This window comes from uncultured Pontibacter sp. (genome assembly GCF_947495565.1).
Taxonomy (GTDB): Bacteria; Bacteroidota; Bacteroidia; order Cytophagales; family Hymenobacteraceae; genus Pontibacter.
Window position 1 is genome coordinate 144,241 of sequence record NZ_CANLZM010000009.1, and the last position, 18,270, is coordinate 162,510.

Annotated in this window: 19 protein-coding genes; 6 read left to right on the forward strand and 13 right to left on the reverse strand. The window is 49.0% G+C overall.

Annotation, left to right across the window (positions count from 1 at the left end; translation table 11 throughout):
* Window positions 1-51: 51 nt before the first annotated feature.
* Window positions 52-762, forward strand: coding sequence for a DUF6565 domain-containing protein (locus Q1B04_RS12790; RefSeq protein ID WP_299759314.1), 711 nt, complete (start codon window positions 52-54; stop codon window positions 760-762).
* A 132-nt stretch (window positions 763-894) separates the two neighbouring features.
* On the opposite strand, the gene Q1B04_RS12795 is transcribed toward Q1B04_RS12790, so the two are convergent.
* The 8 genes from Q1B04_RS12795 to Q1B04_RS12830 all read right to left on the reverse strand — a co-directional run bounded on the left by Q1B04_RS12795 (window position 895) and on the right by Q1B04_RS12830 (window position 7,486).
* A complete protein-coding gene (locus Q1B04_RS12795; RefSeq protein WP_299759316.1) occupies window positions 895-1,410 on the reverse strand; it encodes an NUDIX hydrolase in 516 nt (171 codons plus the stop codon).
* A 77-nt stretch (window positions 1,411-1,487) separates the two neighbouring features.
* Window positions 1,488-2,507 carry an SDR family oxidoreductase gene (locus tag Q1B04_RS12800; protein WP_299759318.1) on the reverse strand — a complete coding sequence of 340 codons (1,020 nt, stop codon included), beginning with the start codon at window positions 2,505-2,507 and terminating at the stop codon, window positions 1,488-1,490.
* A 94-nt stretch (window positions 2,508-2,601) separates the two neighbouring features.
* Window positions 2,602-3,366, reverse strand: coding sequence for a thrombospondin type 3 repeat-containing protein (locus tag Q1B04_RS12805; protein ID WP_299759320.1), 765 nt, complete (start codon window positions 3,364-3,366; stop codon window positions 2,602-2,604).
* Window positions 3,367-3,582: 216 nt separating this feature from the next.
* The gene (locus Q1B04_RS12810) at window positions 3,583-4,518 is read right to left on the reverse strand and encodes a M20/M25/M40 family metallo-hydrolase (RefSeq protein WP_299759322.1); all 936 of its coding nucleotides are present in this window, start codon (window positions 4,516-4,518) and stop codon (window positions 3,583-3,585) included.
* A 243-nt stretch (window positions 4,519-4,761) separates the two neighbouring features.
* Window positions 4,762-5,004 carry a hypothetical protein gene (locus Q1B04_RS12815; protein ID WP_299759324.1) on the reverse strand — a complete coding sequence of 81 codons (243 nt, stop codon included), beginning with the start codon at window positions 5,002-5,004 and terminating at the stop codon, window positions 4,762-4,764.
* 136 nt (window positions 5,005-5,140) lie between these two features.
* Window positions 5,141-5,728, reverse strand: coding sequence for a hypothetical protein (locus Q1B04_RS12820; protein WP_299759326.1), 588 nt, complete (start codon window positions 5,726-5,728; stop codon window positions 5,141-5,143).
* Between the two features lie 8 nt (window positions 5,729-5,736).
* A complete protein-coding gene (locus Q1B04_RS12825; protein ID WP_299759328.1) occupies window positions 5,737-6,459 on the reverse strand; it encodes a head GIN domain-containing protein in 723 nt (240 codons plus the stop codon).
* 103 nt (window positions 6,460-6,562) lie between these two features.
* On the reverse strand, window positions 6,563-7,486 hold the full coding sequence (locus Q1B04_RS12830; RefSeq protein ID WP_299759330.1) for a membrane-binding protein: 924 nt from the start codon (window positions 7,484-7,486) through the stop codon (window positions 6,563-6,565).
* A gap of 286 nt (window positions 7,487-7,772) precedes the next feature.
* Between Q1B04_RS12830 and Q1B04_RS12835 the strand changes: the two genes are divergently transcribed.
* On the forward strand, window positions 7,773-8,204 hold the full coding sequence (locus Q1B04_RS12835) for a hypothetical protein (protein ID WP_299759332.1): 432 nt from the start codon (window positions 7,773-7,775) through the stop codon (window positions 8,202-8,204).
* Window positions 8,205-8,340: 136 nt separating this feature from the next.
* On the opposite strand, the gene Q1B04_RS12840 is transcribed toward Q1B04_RS12835, so the two are convergent.
* From Q1B04_RS12840 to Q1B04_RS12855, 4 genes are all read right to left on the reverse strand, one after another.
* The gene (locus Q1B04_RS12840; RefSeq protein WP_299759334.1) at window positions 8,341-9,510 is read right to left on the reverse strand and encodes a zinc-dependent alcohol dehydrogenase; all 1,170 of its coding nucleotides are present in this window, start codon (window positions 9,508-9,510) and stop codon (window positions 8,341-8,343) included.
* Between the two features lie 47 nt (window positions 9,511-9,557).
* Window positions 9,558-10,307: an SRPBCC family protein gene (locus Q1B04_RS12845; RefSeq protein ID WP_299759336.1), complete on the reverse strand. Its 750-nt coding sequence runs from the start codon at window positions 10,305-10,307 to the stop codon at window positions 9,558-9,560.
* 144 nt (window positions 10,308-10,451) lie between these two features.
* Window positions 10,452-11,090 carry a porin family protein gene (locus Q1B04_RS12850; protein ID WP_299759338.1) on the reverse strand — a complete coding sequence of 213 codons (639 nt, stop codon included), beginning with the start codon at window positions 11,088-11,090 and terminating at the stop codon, window positions 10,452-10,454.
* Window positions 11,091-11,248: 158 nt separating this feature from the next.
* Window positions 11,249-13,504 carry a Tex family protein gene (locus Q1B04_RS12855; RefSeq protein ID WP_299759340.1) on the reverse strand — a complete coding sequence of 752 codons (2,256 nt, stop codon included), beginning with the start codon at window positions 13,502-13,504 and terminating at the stop codon, window positions 11,249-11,251.
* A gap of 373 nt (window positions 13,505-13,877) precedes the next feature.
* Between Q1B04_RS12855 and Q1B04_RS12860 the strand changes: the two genes are divergently transcribed.
* The 4 genes from Q1B04_RS12860 to Q1B04_RS12875 all read left to right on the forward strand — a co-directional run bounded on the left by Q1B04_RS12860 (window position 13,878) and on the right by Q1B04_RS12875 (window position 17,537).
* A complete protein-coding gene (locus Q1B04_RS12860) occupies window positions 13,878-15,266 on the forward strand; it encodes a neutral/alkaline non-lysosomal ceramidase N-terminal domain-containing protein (protein WP_299759342.1) in 1,389 nt (462 codons plus the stop codon).
* Between the two features lie 353 nt (window positions 15,267-15,619).
* Window positions 15,620-15,853 (forward strand): hypothetical protein, encoded by a 234-nt coding sequence (locus Q1B04_RS12865; RefSeq protein ID WP_299759344.1) that lies wholly within the window; start codon window positions 15,620-15,622, stop codon window positions 15,851-15,853.
* A gap of 108 nt (window positions 15,854-15,961) precedes the next feature.
* A complete protein-coding gene (locus Q1B04_RS12870; protein WP_299759346.1) occupies window positions 15,962-16,912 on the forward strand; it encodes an alpha/beta fold hydrolase in 951 nt (316 codons plus the stop codon).
* A gap of 52 nt (window positions 16,913-16,964) precedes the next feature.
* Window positions 16,965-17,537 carry a hypothetical protein gene (locus Q1B04_RS12875; RefSeq protein WP_299759348.1) on the forward strand — a complete coding sequence of 191 codons (573 nt, stop codon included), beginning with the start codon at window positions 16,965-16,967 and terminating at the stop codon, window positions 17,535-17,537.
* Window positions 17,538-17,630: 93 nt separating this feature from the next.
* On the opposite strand, the gene Q1B04_RS12880 is transcribed toward Q1B04_RS12875, so the two are convergent.
* A complete protein-coding gene (locus Q1B04_RS12880) occupies window positions 17,631-18,122 on the reverse strand; it encodes a peroxiredoxin (protein WP_299759350.1) in 492 nt (163 codons plus the stop codon).
* Window positions 18,123-18,270: the final 148 nt, after the last annotated feature.

The window sequence follows — 18,270 nt, forward strand, 5'->3', positions numbered from 1 at the left end:
ATCGCCAAGTTGCGTACTAGTCATCAAACAACACGTGTAAGAAACATGCTGATGAAAAAGGCTGGATATACTTTAGAATTTACGTTTTTACTTTGTTTCGCCGCATTGCTCTGGGGCTGTGACGGCCAACGCGAGGTGGAGGGCAATGAAGAAATAGTGGTTGACACCACAGAAGATAGAGACACAGCCACCGTGGTTCGATCAGGCGAATCTGCTGAACAGGAGCTGGAGGAGTTCAGAAGCTGGCTGAACAGGCAAGCCGATAAAGGCGATACGGCCATCCGGCGAGAGTGGCCGCAGGTAAAAGAAGAACTGCGCCGCCGCAATGCGCAGTTGGAGCGCAACGTAGACAGCCTCTCCGAAAAATCGAAAGCTGAGTACAGAGACCTGCAGGACCGTTACCGCCAGTGGGAGGAGCGCCAGGAGCGCCGTATGCAGCAACCGTTGGAGGCAAAGCAGGTAACACAGTGGCAGGAGCAACTGCTGCGTGAGTACGATGATTTGGCGCAGCTACAACCAACCCAGCTGCGCGAAGCATACCTGACTTTTCTAGGCACTGTGCGTACCAAGCGCAACAATTGGTCGCAGGATGACTGGGACTACGTAGACCATGTGTACGGGCAGCTGAACCAACGTCGCCGGCAGTTAGAGAGCCAGATCAGCACTTCAGATAAAATCAAGATTAGAACCTTGCAGGCAGAATACCTGACTTTAGAAGGAGCCGCCGACACCAGAGATATGTTCAGGAAGGTAGAAGATTAGCCACAACCGCTGCTTCTGTTAAGGGCTTTTTTAACGTAACAGCCATACTTAAAAGCTTTTAAGTATGGCTGTTGTTTTACTAAATCATGTTAAGTTGCTTTAAAACTGAACTTGTCTATAGTAAAACCGGCACTACTTCCGGTTAAGCTTTACCCATTGCTGCGCGATAATGGTTTTGGCATCCGGCGTTTCCAGTGCGTCCAGTTGCTTGGGCGTGAGGTGCAAAATCTCGATAAACTCATGCTCATGGCTATTGCCACCACCTGTGTGGCGCTGCTCCTTCACTTCAGCATAGTATAGCATGACGCGTTCTGTGGTGCCTCCAGGTGAAGAGTAAAAAGTATGCAGATGCTGCAGTTTTTCCACGTGATAACCTGTTTCCTCTTCAATCTCCCGCTTTATACTTGCTTCTGGCTGCTCACCCTTGTCCACCATGCCGGCTACTACTTCTATCAACTCAGACTCTGAGCCAACACGAAACTGCCTGGTGAGAATATATTGCTGCTTTTCTGTATCAAACACCAACGCTGCCACGGCATCGCCACGGTCAAACTGCTCGCGGGTAAAGGTATGGCCCTGTTGCTCTACTGTTAGTTCATATATTTTAAAATAGCCGTCGTAAGCCTTTTCTCTTTTTTTGATCTCCATAAGGGTGCTGCTTTCTATTAAGCTTAAAGATAGTAAATCTGAAGTATAGCCTGTGCCATACCTCAGATAGTATGAGTTTATACTTCGTTGTTATTCTCAGCGGCTTTTTGCGTACGCTCCGTCCACCCAGACTGCGAGAGTTTTGTTTCGCTTTCATATCCTTTTGCCCTGTTCTTGCCGATGCCGCCCTCACCGGGAAGCGCAGCATTTACAAGTGCCAGAATATCTGTGGTTAGAGCCGGTGATATGCGGTGCAGCAACTCTCCTGCTGTGGCAAACAGCGTGGTGGTTACGCCTGCATCGCCGTGCCGCAGAGCATCCAGCATTTGCATGGCAGACGCCTCAGCACCGGTAGAGGTAATCGGGTTTGAATCCATTATTTTGAACAGGGCATACTCTTCCTTGTTGTGGCCTTTTAGGTTAGCATGGCGCGGGCTGCCTGTCTGCATCAGGCCGGGAGTAGCTGTAGTTACCGATATATCATACTTCTTCAGTTCGGCGCGTAAACCTTCCGAAAGTCCAACCAAGGCAAACTTACTGGCGCTGTAAGGCACCAGATGCGGCACGCTTATTTTTCCGCCTATGGAGGCGATGTTCAGAATACGCCCACCCCGCACCTTCATCACCGGAAGCACTGCCAATGTGGTGTAAACTGGCCCCCAGAAGTGCGTTTTGATGGCTTCGTCAAACTCCTGCACCGTCATCTCGGCAACAGGACCGGCATGTATAATCCCTGCATTGTTTATCAGCACATCTATCGGGCTGAATTCGTTCTGCACATTGGTTATCATGTCTGTTACCTGCTGCTGGTCGGTTACATCGCATTTCTGCACCAGCACGTCGGCTCCTTTTCCGGCCAGCTCCATGCGTGCGTTTTCCAGTTCTGTCTCATCACGGGCACACAGCACAAGCCTTGCGCCTTCCTTGGCCAGCTGCCGCGCCATCACCAGGCCCAGCCCCCGGCTTCCGCCAGTTATTAGTATCGTTTTGCCGTTAAAGTCATAAGCATTCATTCTCCGGCTTACTGCCCGAACCACTGCAAGCGCTCCCGCTCCTGCCGCTAACCAAAGCAGCTTATTTTTATCTTTTGCTTTCATAGGTAGAAGTATAAAAAGTAAAGGCAGATGCCTGTTAAGCATCTGCCTTTACCTCTACGGCGGTAGAAATTTTGGGGTTAACTATAGTTTCTGATTAGGGCTTTTTAGAGAAAAGCTTATTTTTAAGAACAGGCGTGTACTGCAGTTTTACGGCTACCACGGCATACTCGTCCCGCCTGCCGCCGCCGCTCGTAATAGGCCCTATATTATCCAGGAAATCTGTGCTGGTAACGCGGTAGGCAATTTCCGGTGCAATACTGAATTCATCGTTAATATAAAATCGGATGCCGCCGCCCACAGGCACCACAGCCGCAAAGGCAGGGTAGTCCTGCTCAGGATCATAGGTGCTTTGAGTGTCGTCGAGGTTGCCGTTTGCCGGAAAAGAGGTAGCAGTATAGTATAAACCTCCCACGCCAATCCGGAAATAAGGAACTGCAAATCGTTTGCGCTTGGAGCGGTAGTTGCCCGAACCGGCATAGCTGTCCAGCAGGTTTATCACCAAAGACCCGGAAACCTCGATTACTTCAGACTCAAAAGCCAAGTTCAAGGGTGCGTTAGGGTCTTTTTCCACTGCTCCCAGTTTTACATAATCTATTGTGCCGCTTATGCCAACATATGGCGAGAACTTGTAAAGCCCTCCCACGCTTGCGTTCGGCCCAAGATCATTACAGCCCCAGCTGCCGCAGATATCGCTTCTTACGGCGGCCACACCGCCGCCTACAAGTATAACCCAGCCCCGCTCCAGCACATTGCTCTGCTTGCTGTTGCGTTTAAAGCGGTATTGCTGCGCCAGTGCGTCCCAGGGGTTTAGTAAGAGTAGAGAAAGAAGTAAGAGTAAGTAGTATGGTTTCCTGTTCATATCATCAGACAGGTTTAACAACATTATTTAAGGCAGTTATACTTGCCGCCAAGCCCTATCCCCATCATGGAGTATCGGACTCAGAACTTCTTCTTCTCTACGGTTTATAAGTAAGAAAGATGGTGCTTTCAGAATAAAAATATCGGAATATCAGAATAGTCAAAGTATAATATATACTTCTGTCTTTTAGCAAAACTATAAAACAGCCTGTTTTTGCTATTGCTTTAACTTATTGGGAAAGTTTTGCGCCGGCAAACGCTGCAGGTTGGCATCCATCAGGGCTATAAAATCAATAACAAGCGCTGCGGCATCCGGGTAAAAAGTTTTGTTGATGTTCTCGAAATCATCGGTGGGTTTGTGGTAATGCGGATGGTCCTCTACTCCGAAATAAACATACGGTATGCCGCGCTCATGAAACCTGTAATGATCGGACTGACGAGTCCAGTCGTTCTGGCCCTGCTCAGGTCTGTCGTGGCCCAGCAGTAAACGGGCTTGTGTTCTGGGCTTTACCTTCAGCAGGTAAGGCTGCAGCTGCGGGTAATGGTAAGCGCCGCTGGCGTAAAGTTCTCCTTTTTCGTTGATGCTCAGCATATCCATATTTACGTTGAGCAAGATGTTCTGCAAAGGCACCGGCGGGTTGTCTAAAAAAGCTTTTGCCCCCTGAAGCCCCAGTTCCTCGCCATCCCATGCGGCAAAAATAATAGTATGTTTCGGTGGGTGCTTTACAAAATGAGCGGCCGCAGCCAGCAACGCCCCTACACCCGAAGCATTGTCATCGGCACCGTTGAATATTTTGCCGTCGTGCTGCCCCACATGGTCGTAATGCGCAGTTACAACAATAGCTTTACCTGACTTGCCCGGTATATACCCAACCAGGTTGGTGGCCTGCTCTACCTGCGCCCTTTTAGAATCTATTTCAAAGTGATGTTTGAAGCTGCCGTTAAAAGGCTTCAGGCCAATCTCATCGAAACGCTTCAGAATATACTCCTGCGCCATCAGGCTGCCTTCGGTGCCACTTAGCCGCCCCTGCATAGAGTCGGCAGAAAGTACCTTTACATCCCGCAGCAACTGGGCTGCATCAGGTGTATTTTTCTGTGCAATTCCCAACACGGGCGCAGCAAGTATAAACGCAAAAGCAAGTATCTTCTTCATAAAGTATAGAAAAGCCTAAGGTAGGGTTTGTGAGCGGTTTTGGCAAATTTGAGATATTTTGCTGCTGCTGCGCCAGGTTATACATTATAGGTTGATATAGATTGGAAAGCGGCTACTGGAACTGAGCCGTGCTAAGTATAAAACCTGGCAATAAGCAGAATAAAGTATGATTACAAAAAAGCAGCTCCTGCTGCGTCAGTAAAACCAACATAGCAGGAGCTGCTTTTATACTTAAAGTATTTTTTATAAAGACCTTATCCAGTTAATCCAGTTGTGCTGGCTAAGAACCTGCGGCTCTTGTTTATTTTCGGTTGATTCAGCCTCGTCGGCATCTGCTGCTGAGGCTGTTTTATAACTTGCTACTTCTCCGTTGTTTACCCATCCTGCCTGGCGCATGTAAAATCTTATTGCGCTTGCTTCCACAAAATGCTCTTCCTGTTTTAAATCTTTGTAGTTCATCGTCTTCATCAGTTGACTATTACACATTGGCTAAAAAAACTCAACAGAAGAAGAACAAGGAACGTGCCACTACGGCAACATATCCTTAAAAGTTACAAGCGCATCAAAATATTTTTCATAAATAGGAGAATTACAAAAGCCAGGTGGTGTACCTGGCTTTCTGTTATCCTTTTATTTTTATAAATGCGGGCAGCTCAAACGGCCCTACCGAAGTCTGAATGGTAGGTTTTATTTGCAGCGTTACCTTAGGCCGATCAGCGCTGTCCTTGTTCAGAAGCGTGGCCAAACGCAAAAGCTTGTTCAGGTCTGGCTGACTGCTCCCCTCCCCACTGGCAAACGTTAACGGAGAAGCGATGGTAATGGTGTTTAACCCGTTTTTCAGCTCCACCGGCTCACTGACCAAACCAGTTAACGTATGCTGATCATCCACAAGCAGTTGCCATTTCAGTTGAGTTACAGTCATGGTTCTACCTTGGCTGCCTTCAGGTAAATTTACTTTCAGGCCGATGGTAGAAACCGCATTTAGGGCATTGTCAGAGAATGCGGTGTAAAGTGTGGCAGCATCGTTAAATGAAAAATCCTGGGGCCGCTTCTTCTTCAGGAGGTCTATGCCGTTAAGTTCAATTTGGTTTATACTTTCCAGGCTATACTCTGCCTCTTTAAAAGCCTCTACATCGTTCTTGGTTTTGCAGGCAAAGCCTAGAACCAGCAGCATTAGCAGCAGTGTGTAGTTACCTATTTTTCTCATCATACTTTGATTTACTTTTTTATTACTTTTCCGGAACCGGAGACGCTGGAGTTAACGTCTGGGTTGCCTGTGTAGTATACTCTTCCGCTCCCGCTAAGGTCGGCATCAAGTTCATCTTCTGCGTTTACTTCTACTTCGCCGGACCCAGAGATGCTTACTTCTGCCTCCCGGCTGGTCAAATCAAAAGCCCAATACTTGCCTGACCCCGATATGGATACATCCTGATTTTCTGCCACACCAGCTGCACGAATTGTGCCAGAGCCACTTATGCGGGCATCTAATTCTGCAGTGGCCAGGCGCAACAGCACATCTCCTGAGCCTGAAACGCTGGTTTGGAAGGTACGGCTTTTAAAAACATCCTCCAGCTCTATTCGGCCAGACCCACCAACACTTGCTCTGTCTAATTCAGGCACAGTGATGTAAACCTCCACTGCTTCGTGCTTGCGCAGGCACCGGTCAAAGCCAATGCCCCATACGCCGTTTTCGACGTTAGTTTCCAGATGATCCAGTATATTGGCCTGTCCCTGCACCTCCACCCGCTGCTCGCTTCCGCGCCGGATATATACTTTGGTGCTTCCGCTAACATCTACACCGCTGAAACGGGCAAGCTCAAGCGTCCGGCTCTCAACATCCCCCTCTCCTTCCAGGCAAAAGCCTTGATCATCGCAGGAAGTAAAAAAGGCCATAAAGGCTACTGAAGCAAGCAGCAGCACAGGTAGTTTCATGATTCTCATAGTATTATGAATTTAACAGCTCTTACTGCTGCAATATATTAAATTCATAAACAAAGGCCACACCGCAACAAGCAGTGTGGCCTTTACCTTGTGTGTTGATGGCTTAAGACAGATGCCCCACTTGCTGACCCTGGCGGTTTACAAGCAAGCCTTCATCAGAAATGAATACCGTTTTTATATAGTCGCTCTCAAAATAATAAGGATAATCCGGGTTGCCTGTTTTAGCCAACCGGCCTACAACTTTAGGGCCGTCTTTTGTCAGGTGCACCAGGTGCAGGCGGGATGTCAGGTAAAACTGCTCGCGGGGCGCTTTGCTAAACACCACTTTAGAAAGTACCATGCGGCTGTCGAGCGAAGCAGTTTGGGCTGCACTTGTAGTACGCGGTGCTTGCTGCTGCGCCATACGAGGTTTGGTGCGCATAGGCTCTATAGCACGCTGGTCGGGCTGCGGCCCGTTGGCACTCGCCAGTAACTGGTTGTTAGCGCTGCGCCAGCCCTTGCTGATGGCAGCCAGGCGGTAACTTCTGCCAGGGTGCGAGCGCGAGTTTTCCTCTTCCGACAGCAGATTGATTGCAGCTTGCGCCTCGGCCATACTTGCGCCCATCTTTCGTAGCACAAACCCTGAAAACTCATCTGCCTCCAGTTCATCGCCGGGGTTGCTGCCGCTGCGGCTCAGGGTATGGCCGTTCAGGTGGTGCCCTATTTCATGGGCAAGTATACTTACACCCGCCCAGTCAGTATGCACTGCGTTGTTGATGGCCATTAAAAAGCGCTCACTGTACAAAATATAACGCTTGCCGTTATACACTACAGCAGCGGCATTGTCAATATCGGCGGCACGCAATTCGAAGCGAGGCTTTAGCCCCACCACATTTATGATTTCCTGCACAATATCACGGGTATCGGCAGTGGAGGTAACAGTAGCAGTAACGGGAACTGCAGCTACAGAAGCAGCCGTAGCTACCTGCCCCAGCACCGGAGCAAGTATAAGCCCTAGCGCAACAGTAAGTTTTCTGAAGTATGGCATAGTATAAGTTCTTGAGAATAATGCGGCTCTATATTAAAAACGCAGGTGCAGCCGCCAATAGTACAATAGCAAGTACTTTGCCAGAAATACAACTGCCAGGCTAAGCCTGTTTTACAGCAGAAAAAAAAGCTTGCTTGAGCCTTTGAGAAATAAACTTATTGAGACCGACTATTAACTGACAGCTCCATGCTTTATACTTAAAATAATTGCGCTCCATCCGAAGATGGGTTGAACAGCAAGCGTAAAAAGCTTATATTAAGCTAAAATAATAATAGAACCGTTCAATATGCCTGAAGCGAAAGTTATACTTTTTAGAGAGCCTCAGTTAACAATCTGTATAGAGCCGAACAACCGTGTGATTGTTGTACAGGCAAACGGTGAAGTTCCATCCGCCATGTACCGAGAAGGCATGGAACTAGCAACTGAACAAGCCATTGAGAGGCGGTTAAAGTACTGGCTTGTAAATAATAAGGCGGGGGGAATTATAACACCACAGGATCAGATCTGGGCAAACGAGGTAATGATACCGCAATTGGCTTATAAATCCGAGATAGTAAAAATGGCACTTATAGAACCGGCTGATACTTTAAGCCAACTTATACTGGAAGGCATGATGGATAAGGCCAGAGATATCACTCCTTTTGAAATGCAATTTTTTGAGAAACTGGAAGATGCCTACGTTTGGTTTGAAGAACACGAGGATTCACCGGGCTTATAGCTATGGGAGTAAAGTATCTAATAGGACTGCCCAATGTAACGTCTACACCTCTTTGGCTACAACTATACTTTATCATAAGGCAGAAAAGGAGCCGCTTATATATGCGGCTCCTGCTGTTTCAGAACAGGCAATTGCCTTACGGTGTGAATACCACGCGCATACAGTTATCTGATTTCTCTTTAAACATCTTGTAACCCTCAGGCCCTTGGTCCAGCGTCCATTTATGCGTTAGCATGTAACTTGGGTCTACCTTACCTTCGGATACCACGTTCAGGAGTTCGGGGATATACTTTTGTGCAAACATTTGTCCCATTCTAAAAGTGAGGGCTTTGTTCATGGCAGCTCCCATCGGAAATTTATCAATCAAGCCGCCGTACACGCCCACTATAGACACCGTACCGCCTTTGCGGCACGCCATGATAGCCTGTCGTAGCACAGCCGGTCTGTCTGTTTGCAGACGCAGCGCCTGCTTGGCTTTGTCATAGTATTCCTCTACGCCAGTTGTGTGCGCTTCCATTCCAACTGCATCGATGCAACGATCCGGCCCTCGGCCTCCGGTCATCTCCTTCAGCGCCTCCAGCACATCTACCTTTTCATAGTTAAGTGTCTCGGCTTTGGCATTTACTCTGGCTTTTTCCAGACGGTCTTCAAAACGATCTATGGCGATGACGCGGCTTGCCCCTAATAAGTATGCGCTTTGCATGGCCATTTGCCCTACGCCTCCCGCTCCCCATACTACCACCGTATCTCCCGGCTCAATATCTGCCATGTCAGCGGCCATATAACCAGTCGGGAACGCATCGCTCACAAAAACCAGCGACTCATCAGGTATACCTTCCGGCACTTTAAAAGCACCAAGTTCAGCAAACGGAATCCGAATAAGTTCTGCATGGCTACCGGCATAGCCGCCAAAGGCATGCGAGTACCCAAAAATACCGGCAGTCGGGTAACCGTAGGCTTTTTCTGTTATCTCCGGGTTAGGGTTAGAATTATCGCAAAGCGACCATTGGTCTGACTGACAGAACTCACAGCCCCCGCAGCCTATAATGGACCCCACCACCACGCGGTCCCCTTTTTTTAGTTTTTTTACCTCCGCGCCTACTTCCACTACCTCTCCTATAAATTCGTGGCCGATAATATCACCAGATTTCATGGAAGGCACGTAGCCATCCAGCAGATGCAGATCTGAGCCGCACACCGACGACATGACCACACGCACAATAGCGTCGCGGGGGTTAAGTATAGATGGGTCCGGTACGCGCTCTACCCGCAGGTCGTTCACGCCGTTCCAGCATAATGCTTTCATAGTTTGTTTTCTTAAATTGGGTTGAAAAATGATTTCACTTCAGGCAGTTAGCTTCTCCCGGACGGCTGTCCTTCTACTGTAGCCACTTCTCCGGCTTCCATTAGTTGCTTGAAGCGGTGCAGGTCATTGAGCACCATCTGCTTAAACACCGGGTTTAGCAGGTGCGCAATGGTTCCTCCCACATCTCCGGCAGGCGGACGGTAAGAAATGGTGGCCTGTAGCACTGTGCCTTTGCCGCCGACAGCATCCATAAACCTAACCTCTCCCGCATTATCCACAGTGGAGTCTGCTACAGAGCGCCAGGCCAGTACTTGGTTAGGCTCCTCCTGCACAATATCCGCCTCCCATTCTATAGTACCAATGCCTTTCGGAACTTTAGCACTCCAATGAGATCGTTTGGGGCCGAGCTGCCGCACGTCGTTTAGATGGTGCATAAACTTTGGCAGGTTTTCGAGCTGCCGCCAGAACTGATATACCTCTTCGCGTGGCTTTAATATTGTCAGGCTGCGGGTAATTTCTACTGAAACATCTTTATGCCCTGCAGAGTCGCGCCCTGCGGCATCGTTTACCGGACAATAGCCTGTAAGCCCTCTGTAAAGCATGGCGCCGCCCGCTGCCGCTATGGCAAGAGCTCCGGCTCCATGCTTTCTCATGCCCAGATAAGTGAGCACGGCACCGCCAACCACAGAAGCAATTCGCTCCGCTTTGCCCACATTAATATGACTTGAGCCGCTGGCAGGTGGCATTATATAATCCGTATGCAGCGCCTTAGACATGTTCTGATTGTATGTATCCATAAGCTATCGTTTTATTATGGTTACGATGCTATTCACGCTAGCCGTTTCTCGAACTGCTCAACAATATGGTGGGCTTACTAATTTATAATGCAAAAAGGCGGCTCCCGCTGGTGCAGGAGCCGCCTTTTATTTACTATATTATTGTTACAGGTTAAACAGGTAAGCTAGCGAAACGCCAAGCATACGGTTTTTAGTGGTGGCTTCCCCGTTTTTAGTTTCATGAAGGCTGGTAAAGCCAAGGCCGTAGCGCACATCCAGGTTCAGCTCTCCCTGATCCATCCTATAGGCAGCTCCGATGCCAAAGCTTGCGCCTACTTCTAAGCGGTTGTCTGAGTCCTCAAACTCGTAGCTTTCCCTTGCTTCAGAATCTCCGATTTTCATAGCGTGTTCGCCTCCTGCCCAATAGCCAATTGTGGGGCCGCCTGTTACAAAAGCGTGCAACCGCTCTGTTCCCAAGGATACCTTAGCCAATACAGGCACCTCAAAGTATTCTGACCGGCCTTTGACATACATATCATCTTCACCTATTTTAAAGCCCTTCTGAACATAGAGCAGCTCCGGTTGGATAGAGAACATATCATTGATCCTAAAATTTGCCACAGCGCCAAACTGAATCCCTGGATTCGACTCGATATCATCGTTCGATAAGCCATCTTCCTCTTCTGACAGCGTAATCTTGGCAAAAGTAGCCCCTATACGAGGACCGATAGAAACTGATTGCGCCATTGAAGCGTAGCCTGACGCCACCATGAACAGCAGGGCGAGCAAAAATTTGTTTTTCATAAAGAAGGTTTTAGTTGATGATTACACAAGTAAATATCAACAATAAGTCTATAAGTATACTATCATTTGTATATAAATATTTTCATCTTTTCTTCGAATATAAAAAAAGCCCCTGCTAAAGTATAGCAGGGGCTTTTTTTATATATTTATACTTAAGCTTACTTAAACATGCCTTTCAGCTTGGCCAGCTTCGCCTGGAAATCATCCATTGGCTCTTCCTCCCGTTTGTTACCGCCTTTGTTGCGGTTGCCTCCTCCGGCAGGTTTAGCTGCTGCAGGGTCGCCTTTCATACTTAGGGAGATACGCTTGCGCGGCACATCCACCTCCAACACAGTTACCTCAACTTTCTGCCCTACCTTTACCACATCGTGCGGGTTGCTGACGAAACGGTCTGATAAGTGGCTCACATGCACAAGGCCGTCCTGGTGCACCCCCACATCCACAAAAGCTCCGAAAGCCGTAATGTTCGTTACGATGCCCGGCAGTTTCATGCCTTCGCGCAAGTCTTTTATCCCGTTTACGCCTTCTGTAAAGCTAAACGCCTCAAAGGTTTGGCGCGGGTCGCGGCCCGGCTTGGCTAGTTCACTCACGATATCCTGCAGGGTCGGTAAACCAACTGTGTCGGTTACGTAATTCTTCAGGTTGATCTTTTTGCGCAGCTCGTCTTTCTGCATCAGGTCCTGCACGGTTACGCCCAGATCTTTGGCCATCTGCTCCACAATAGGGTAGCTTTCCGGGTGCACGGCTGAGGCATCCAGCGGGTTTTTAGCATCACGGATCCGCAAGAAACCAGCGGCCTGCTCAAAAGCCTTATCACCTAAACGCGACACTTTTTTCAGCTCTGTACGGGTCTTGAATGGTCCGTTCTGGTTACGGTACTCTACAATATTCTGCGCCAAGGCAGGTCCTAGGCCCGAAACATACGTTAACAGCTGCTTGCTGGCAGTATTTACCTCCACACCCACGGCATTCACGCAGCTCATTACCACGTCATCTAAAGAGTGCTTAAGTGCCGACTGGTCCACATCGTGCTGATACTGGCCAACACCTATACTTTTCGGGTCGATTTTTACAAGCTCGGCCAGCGGGTCCATCAGGCGGCGGCCAATGGAAACAGCACCGCGCACCGTTACGTCCTGGTCCGGGAACTCCTCGCGGGCCACATCGGAAGCAGAGTATATAGAAGCGCCGCTTTCGTTTACCATCACCACCATCACCGAGGCCGGCAGTTTCAGGCTTTTTACAAAGGCTTCGGTTTCGCGGCTGGCGGTGCCGTTACCTATGGCAATGGCCTCTACCTCGAAGCGGGTAACCATATAACGCACCGCCTGCGCAGCCTCCTGCTCTTTGTGCTGGCCGGTGTGCGGGTAAATCGTTTCGTTATGCAGCAGCTTACCTTGCTTATCCAGCACGACAGACTTCACACCAGTTCTGAAACCTGGGTCTAAAGCCAGTACCGTTTTCTGGCCAAGCGGAGAGGATAATAATAGCTGGCGCAGGTTATCGGCAAACACACGGATAGCTTCTTCGTCGGCACGCTTCTTAGAGCTAAGCCGTACCTCTGTTTCCATACTTAGTTTCAGCAGGCGCTTGTAGCAGTCTTTGGCGGCCAGTTTCACCTGCTCAGAGGCAGCGTTGTTGCCCTGTACAAACATACTTTCCAGCTTTGCAAGGGCAGCTTCCTCGTCAGGCTGTGCTGTAAGCATCAGCACCATTTCGGTTTCGCCGCGGCGCATGGCCAGAATACGGTGCGACGGCGCTTTCTCGATCGGCTCCTCCCACTCAAAGTAATCTTTAAACTTCTGGCCTTCCTCTTCTTTGCCCATCATTACGCGGCTCTTAAACACGCCTTTCTTTTCAAAGATCTGGCGCATAGCGGCACGTGCCTCGGCGTTCTCGTTCATCCACTCAGCCATAATGTCGCGGGCGCCGGCAAGGGCCTCATTTATGTCTTTTACCTCTTTTTCTTCAGAGATATAATTGGCTGCTTCGGTTTCTACATCGATATTTTCCTGGGCAAAAATCCGCTCTGCCAACGGCTCCAGTCCTTTTTCACGGGCAATGGTTGCTTTTGTGCGGCGCTTTGGTTTGTAAGGCAGGTAAATGTCTTCCAGCACGGCCATGGTTTCGGCAGCCATAATCTGCGCCTCCAGCTCCGGTGTCAGCTTTTCCTGGTCTTTGATCGACTTAAGTATACTTTCGCGGCGTTTGTCCAGCTCGCGCAGCTGCTCCATTCTGTCGCGGATGCCCGCAATTTGCACTTCGTCCAGAGAGCCGGTTACTTCTTTGCGGTAACGGGAGATAAAAGGTACAGTAGCACCCTCGTCGAGCAATCTGGCGGTGGCCTCTACCTGCTTAATGGTAATAGACAGCTCCGAGGCTATCTTTAAAAGATGGTCTAAATTCGGTTCCATTATAATACTTTAAGCCAATTTCTGGTTTTGCGCTATGGCAAGTATGGCAGGGAAGTATGAACTTGATCTGAAAAGGCGCTCCCCTCCTACCACCGTTGCCTTTGCCCGGACTTTAAACTTTAACGCGGGACTTAACAAACGTCAAATTTAAGCCTTATTGCCAAACCTGAAAATTTTATCTGCTGAAATGGTGGCTACCTAAAGTATAAATCTGCCCTATCAGCCGCTGCAAAGTATAAGCCGCGGGCTTGTTTAAAGCCTAAATGTGTAACTTTGCAACTGCACTGCCATCTACATTATACTTTGCTGAAGTGGCTTTTATAACTAAGGCAGGGTAATTGCTAATGCAGCCGCAGCGTTTGCTAACAACCAAATGAATACAAGAAGCCCGAAGCGCGCCCGCCGCTATGTATACCTGTATGTGCTATTCTTCCTGCTGCTGATTACAGCTTGTGTCGTACGCCCGCTAGACCGTACACCATACCAAGAATCAGCCTATTACCAGGAAACCATCAGCAGTCAAAGCGCAAGCCCGGCCACCGTTACCCACGGTGACACGGTGCAGGTTGGCTGGGCCAAAATTAATATTACGCCCCCGGTTGGCACACCTTTGGCCGGCTATGGCAAACGCATGGGCATGACCTACGAACAAGTGCACGACTCGGCCTGGGTACGCACATTTGCGTTCAGCAACGGCAAGGCAGAGGCCTATTACGTAGCGTTGGACTTGCTGATTGTGCCGATGGAGGTGCTGCAGAAACTGGAGCAAGCATACCCGCAGTTGGGCTTAAAGCCGGAGCAGGTATACCTTACGGCCACGCATAGCCACACCAGTTTTGGAGGTTGGGGCAAAAAGCTGGGTGTAAAGTTTATGTCGGGTAAGTATGATGCCGAACTGGTGGAGCGGCTGACGCAGCAGATCGTGCAAAGTATAGAACTGGCGCGGCAAAACCTGCAGCCTACAAAAGTAGGCTTCGGCAGCACCAGCGCGGCAAGCCTTGTCAAAAACCGCCTGCTTAAAAATCCTGACAACCCATACTATAAAGAGCGACTGGAAAACCGGGATACAGCACTGCGCTTTGTTAAGTTTGAGCGGGAGGACGGCACCACAGCCATACTTTCCGTATTCTCGGCGCACCCCACCATACTTCCCTCCGACGACCCCACCCTTTCCCGCGATTACCCGGGCGTGCTGGTAGATGAACTGGAGGAGCGCGTAGGATTTACCTCTTTCTCAGCGGGCGCGGTAGGCAGCCACAGCACCGTTTACCTTAAAGGCGATACGCACGAAAGCACCAAAGCCGTAGGAGAGCGCTTGGCTAAACTGCTGCGGGAGGAGCTGCTGAACGTTAAAACCGGTTATATCAACACGCTGGGTTATGGCCGTGTGCCTTTCCAGCTGCCGGAGCCAAGCTGGCGTATCAGCAAGGGTTTAAGGCTGGCGCCGGTTCTGTTCAACAGCATTTTCGGAGATCACCCTGCCCACATTACCAGCCTGCAGTTAGGAAATATTGTCTTTTTAGGAGCACCTGCCGATTACTCCGGCGAGTTTGTGGCGCAGATTGCCCAGCAGGCACAGGCACAAGGGCAGCACGCAATTGTCACCAGCTTTAACGGCGGCTACATCGGCTACATCACCCCGGACAAGTATTACAACCTGCAGGAGTACGAGACCAGGGGTATGAACTTTTTCGGCCCTTCTAGCGGCAGCTACCTTACCGAGATCATGCTGCGCCAGCTACAGCAACACCAGCCTGAGTAATTTTGACTCAACATTTCATTTACCGCCACAACGGCTACTCTACTTAATCCTCTGATCAATCTGCTGCCCCTGCATTGATAGAGCAGCAGATTCTTTTCGGAAAAACACAGACCGTATTCAGCCGTAAGTATAAGGGTTTGCTAGTTTACCCATCATACTTTTAAGCCCTTCATAAATCTTCTCCAGCTGCCCTTTGCCCCTGATTTTACTACAATACAATCAAACACCATTAAATTATCTAATTATTCAGCAGTATTCTAAAAATATTTATAAACATAAATCCTTAAAATTGGTTTAATATAATAGAACAGAGGCAGATATGCTTTTGTACAGTACAATTTAAATTTGGAGTTATGGAACTGATGATGATAGATATGACGAGTGTGCTATTTCTGCTGATGATTGGATTATACCTGGTGTTGCTTGGGATGATTTTAGCCTATATATATTTTGATGCTGAGCAGCGCGGTATGAATGGCTGGTTAATTGCCGGCATGACGTTTTTCTCAGGCACTGTTGCCGGGGCGCTTGCCTGGCTGATTTTCAGGCCAAAGCTGAAACCCCAGCCCATACCTGTCAGAAGCTAGGCATACCTGAAACCACATAGTAAGGCTAAGCCGACAGTCAGAAAATAAGTATATTGTAGCTTGTTTTCCGACTGTCGGCTTTCTTATGCCCTTAACACGCTGATGCTTATGCTGCCCGAACAACCTGACATCCTGCAAGAATCTGTTTTTATTCCTGCCACCCCTAGTGATACGCTGCACCTGAAGCGCTTTAGCGAGAACCACCAAGGCCCACCCGTATTTTTAGTGCATGGCTCAATTGAGAATGGCCGCATCTTCTATTCCAACAATGGCAAGGGCTTCGCTCCATGGCTGGCAAAGCAGGGTTATGATGTGTTTGTGGCCGACCTTAGGGGCCGCGGGCAGAGCACACCGGCTATTTCAAGCAAATCCACGTTTGGCCTGAATCATACTTTACAGGAGGATTTCCCGGCCTTTATTCAGAAAATCAAGGACCTGAAGGGCGATGTGCCGCAGTATTGGGGTGCCCACTCCTGGGGCGGGGTGCTGATGCTGGCATACCTGGCACGCCCCGTCATACCTGTGCAGGTGCAGGCCATGGCTTTTTTCGGGAGCAAGCGCCGCATCAGTATCCGCAGCCTGAAAAAGTTCTTTATGGTGGATGTGATGTGGAATTGGTTTGCCAAAGCCACCGTAGCCGTTACGGGAGCACTTTACGCTAAAAAATTAAAAATGGGATCCGACAGTGAAACAAAGCACTCGCACCGGCAAACACACCAATGGGTGGTGCAGCGCCAGTGGCTCGACTGGCACGACAAGTATGATTACGCCAAAGCGCTCCGGAACATGAAGCTGCCCCCAACTTTATACTTGACAGGGGCTAAAGATGACGTGCTAGGCCACCCTGTGGATGTAGAGCAGCTGATGCTGGAAACCGGCTGCAGCCAAAGCACCTTCAGGTTGCTAAGCAAAGCCAATGGCTATCTGCACGATTACGACCATGTAAACATACTGACGCATCCTGACGCCGCAAAAGATCACTTCCCGGAAGTAGAGGATTGGTATAAAAAAGCCGGGGCCATGCAACCCTCGGCACGCCAAATGGGGTCTGTGTTATAAACCTCATCTTTTATTTATTAACTTTCGATTTCCTAACTCATTCAGACGCCCAATGAAGACTACCGTTAAATCATTTTTCCTGCTCATGTTTGCCTCCGCCACTCTGGCAGCCTGCGACAACTGCGGCGATATTACTGTAACAGAACCCACCATAGAAGACACCGAATGGCTGGTGTATGGCAGCGGAGACACAGCTTTATTCCGGAACGGAAATGGCGACACAATTACGTACCTGCGCACCGGTATTTATGCTCAGAGCGTACCCGGAGATGGTTTCTCCATTTCGGATGACTGTATTGAGGAGCGCAACACGCAGGTTACCAACATTATTGAAGAAAAGAACAGAAGCCTGCCTTACCTGGGCACTTTTATACTGAAGAAACCCGACTCGCTGGTTGTTAAGATTGGCGTAGGCAACAAAAGCGCCTGGGAGATACGCCCTACAGACGAGACGCAGGAAGTAACCGTTGGCGAAACCACGTATCCTGACGCGTATGTATTTGAAGGCACCACCACTACTGCCGAAGAACCTAAAATTGTATACTTTAACAAAAGCAAGGGCTTCTTGTATGTGGAGCTGAACAACGGCAAAAAGCTGGAACTGATTGATGTTTTTAATCGCTAATCTACAAAGATGTCAAGCATACACAGCAGCTAAAATAGAAAAAGGGGTGGCCGGAAATTTATCCGGCCACCCCTTTTTGTTTCTTTATACTAGCTAAACTGTTTTGTAATGTTTCTCTTCGCTGTTGATCTCCTGTAGCACCTCAAGCGCTATACTTACGTGCTCCAATGGCTTCGTCATGGAATTGAAAACGTAGCGCACCACGCCTTCCTGATCGATGATGTAGGTAACGCGGCCAGGCAATAGGCCCAGTTTGCGCGGCACCTTAAACAATTTTCTAATCTGGCCGCCTTTATCACTTAGCAGTGTAAATGGCAGTTTATGCACCTTCTCGAACCGCTGGTGCGACTCCACACTGTCTGAGCTGATGCCCACAACTTCAGCGCCATGTTCTTTAAAAACTTCGTACTGGTCCCGGAACTCGCAGGCTTGCTTGGTGCAGCCGGGGGTGCTGTCTTTTGGGTAAAAGTATAGCACAACGTTTTTCTTTCCAATCAGATCATACAGGCGAAAAAAGCCCCCATCCTGACGCTCAAGCTCAAAATCAGGTGCTTTGTCTCCAACCTTTATGGCTTCCTCTTTCATACTTGTTGTGTTGTTTGTAAATAATCTAACCTGCTCACAGGCAAAAAGTTTACTGCAAAGGTAGTGCCGTACAGGCCAGAATTTCAAAGAAAAACAGTTTTATAAATAGATGCCCGATAAGTATGTGTGCAGTATTTTGGGCATCTTT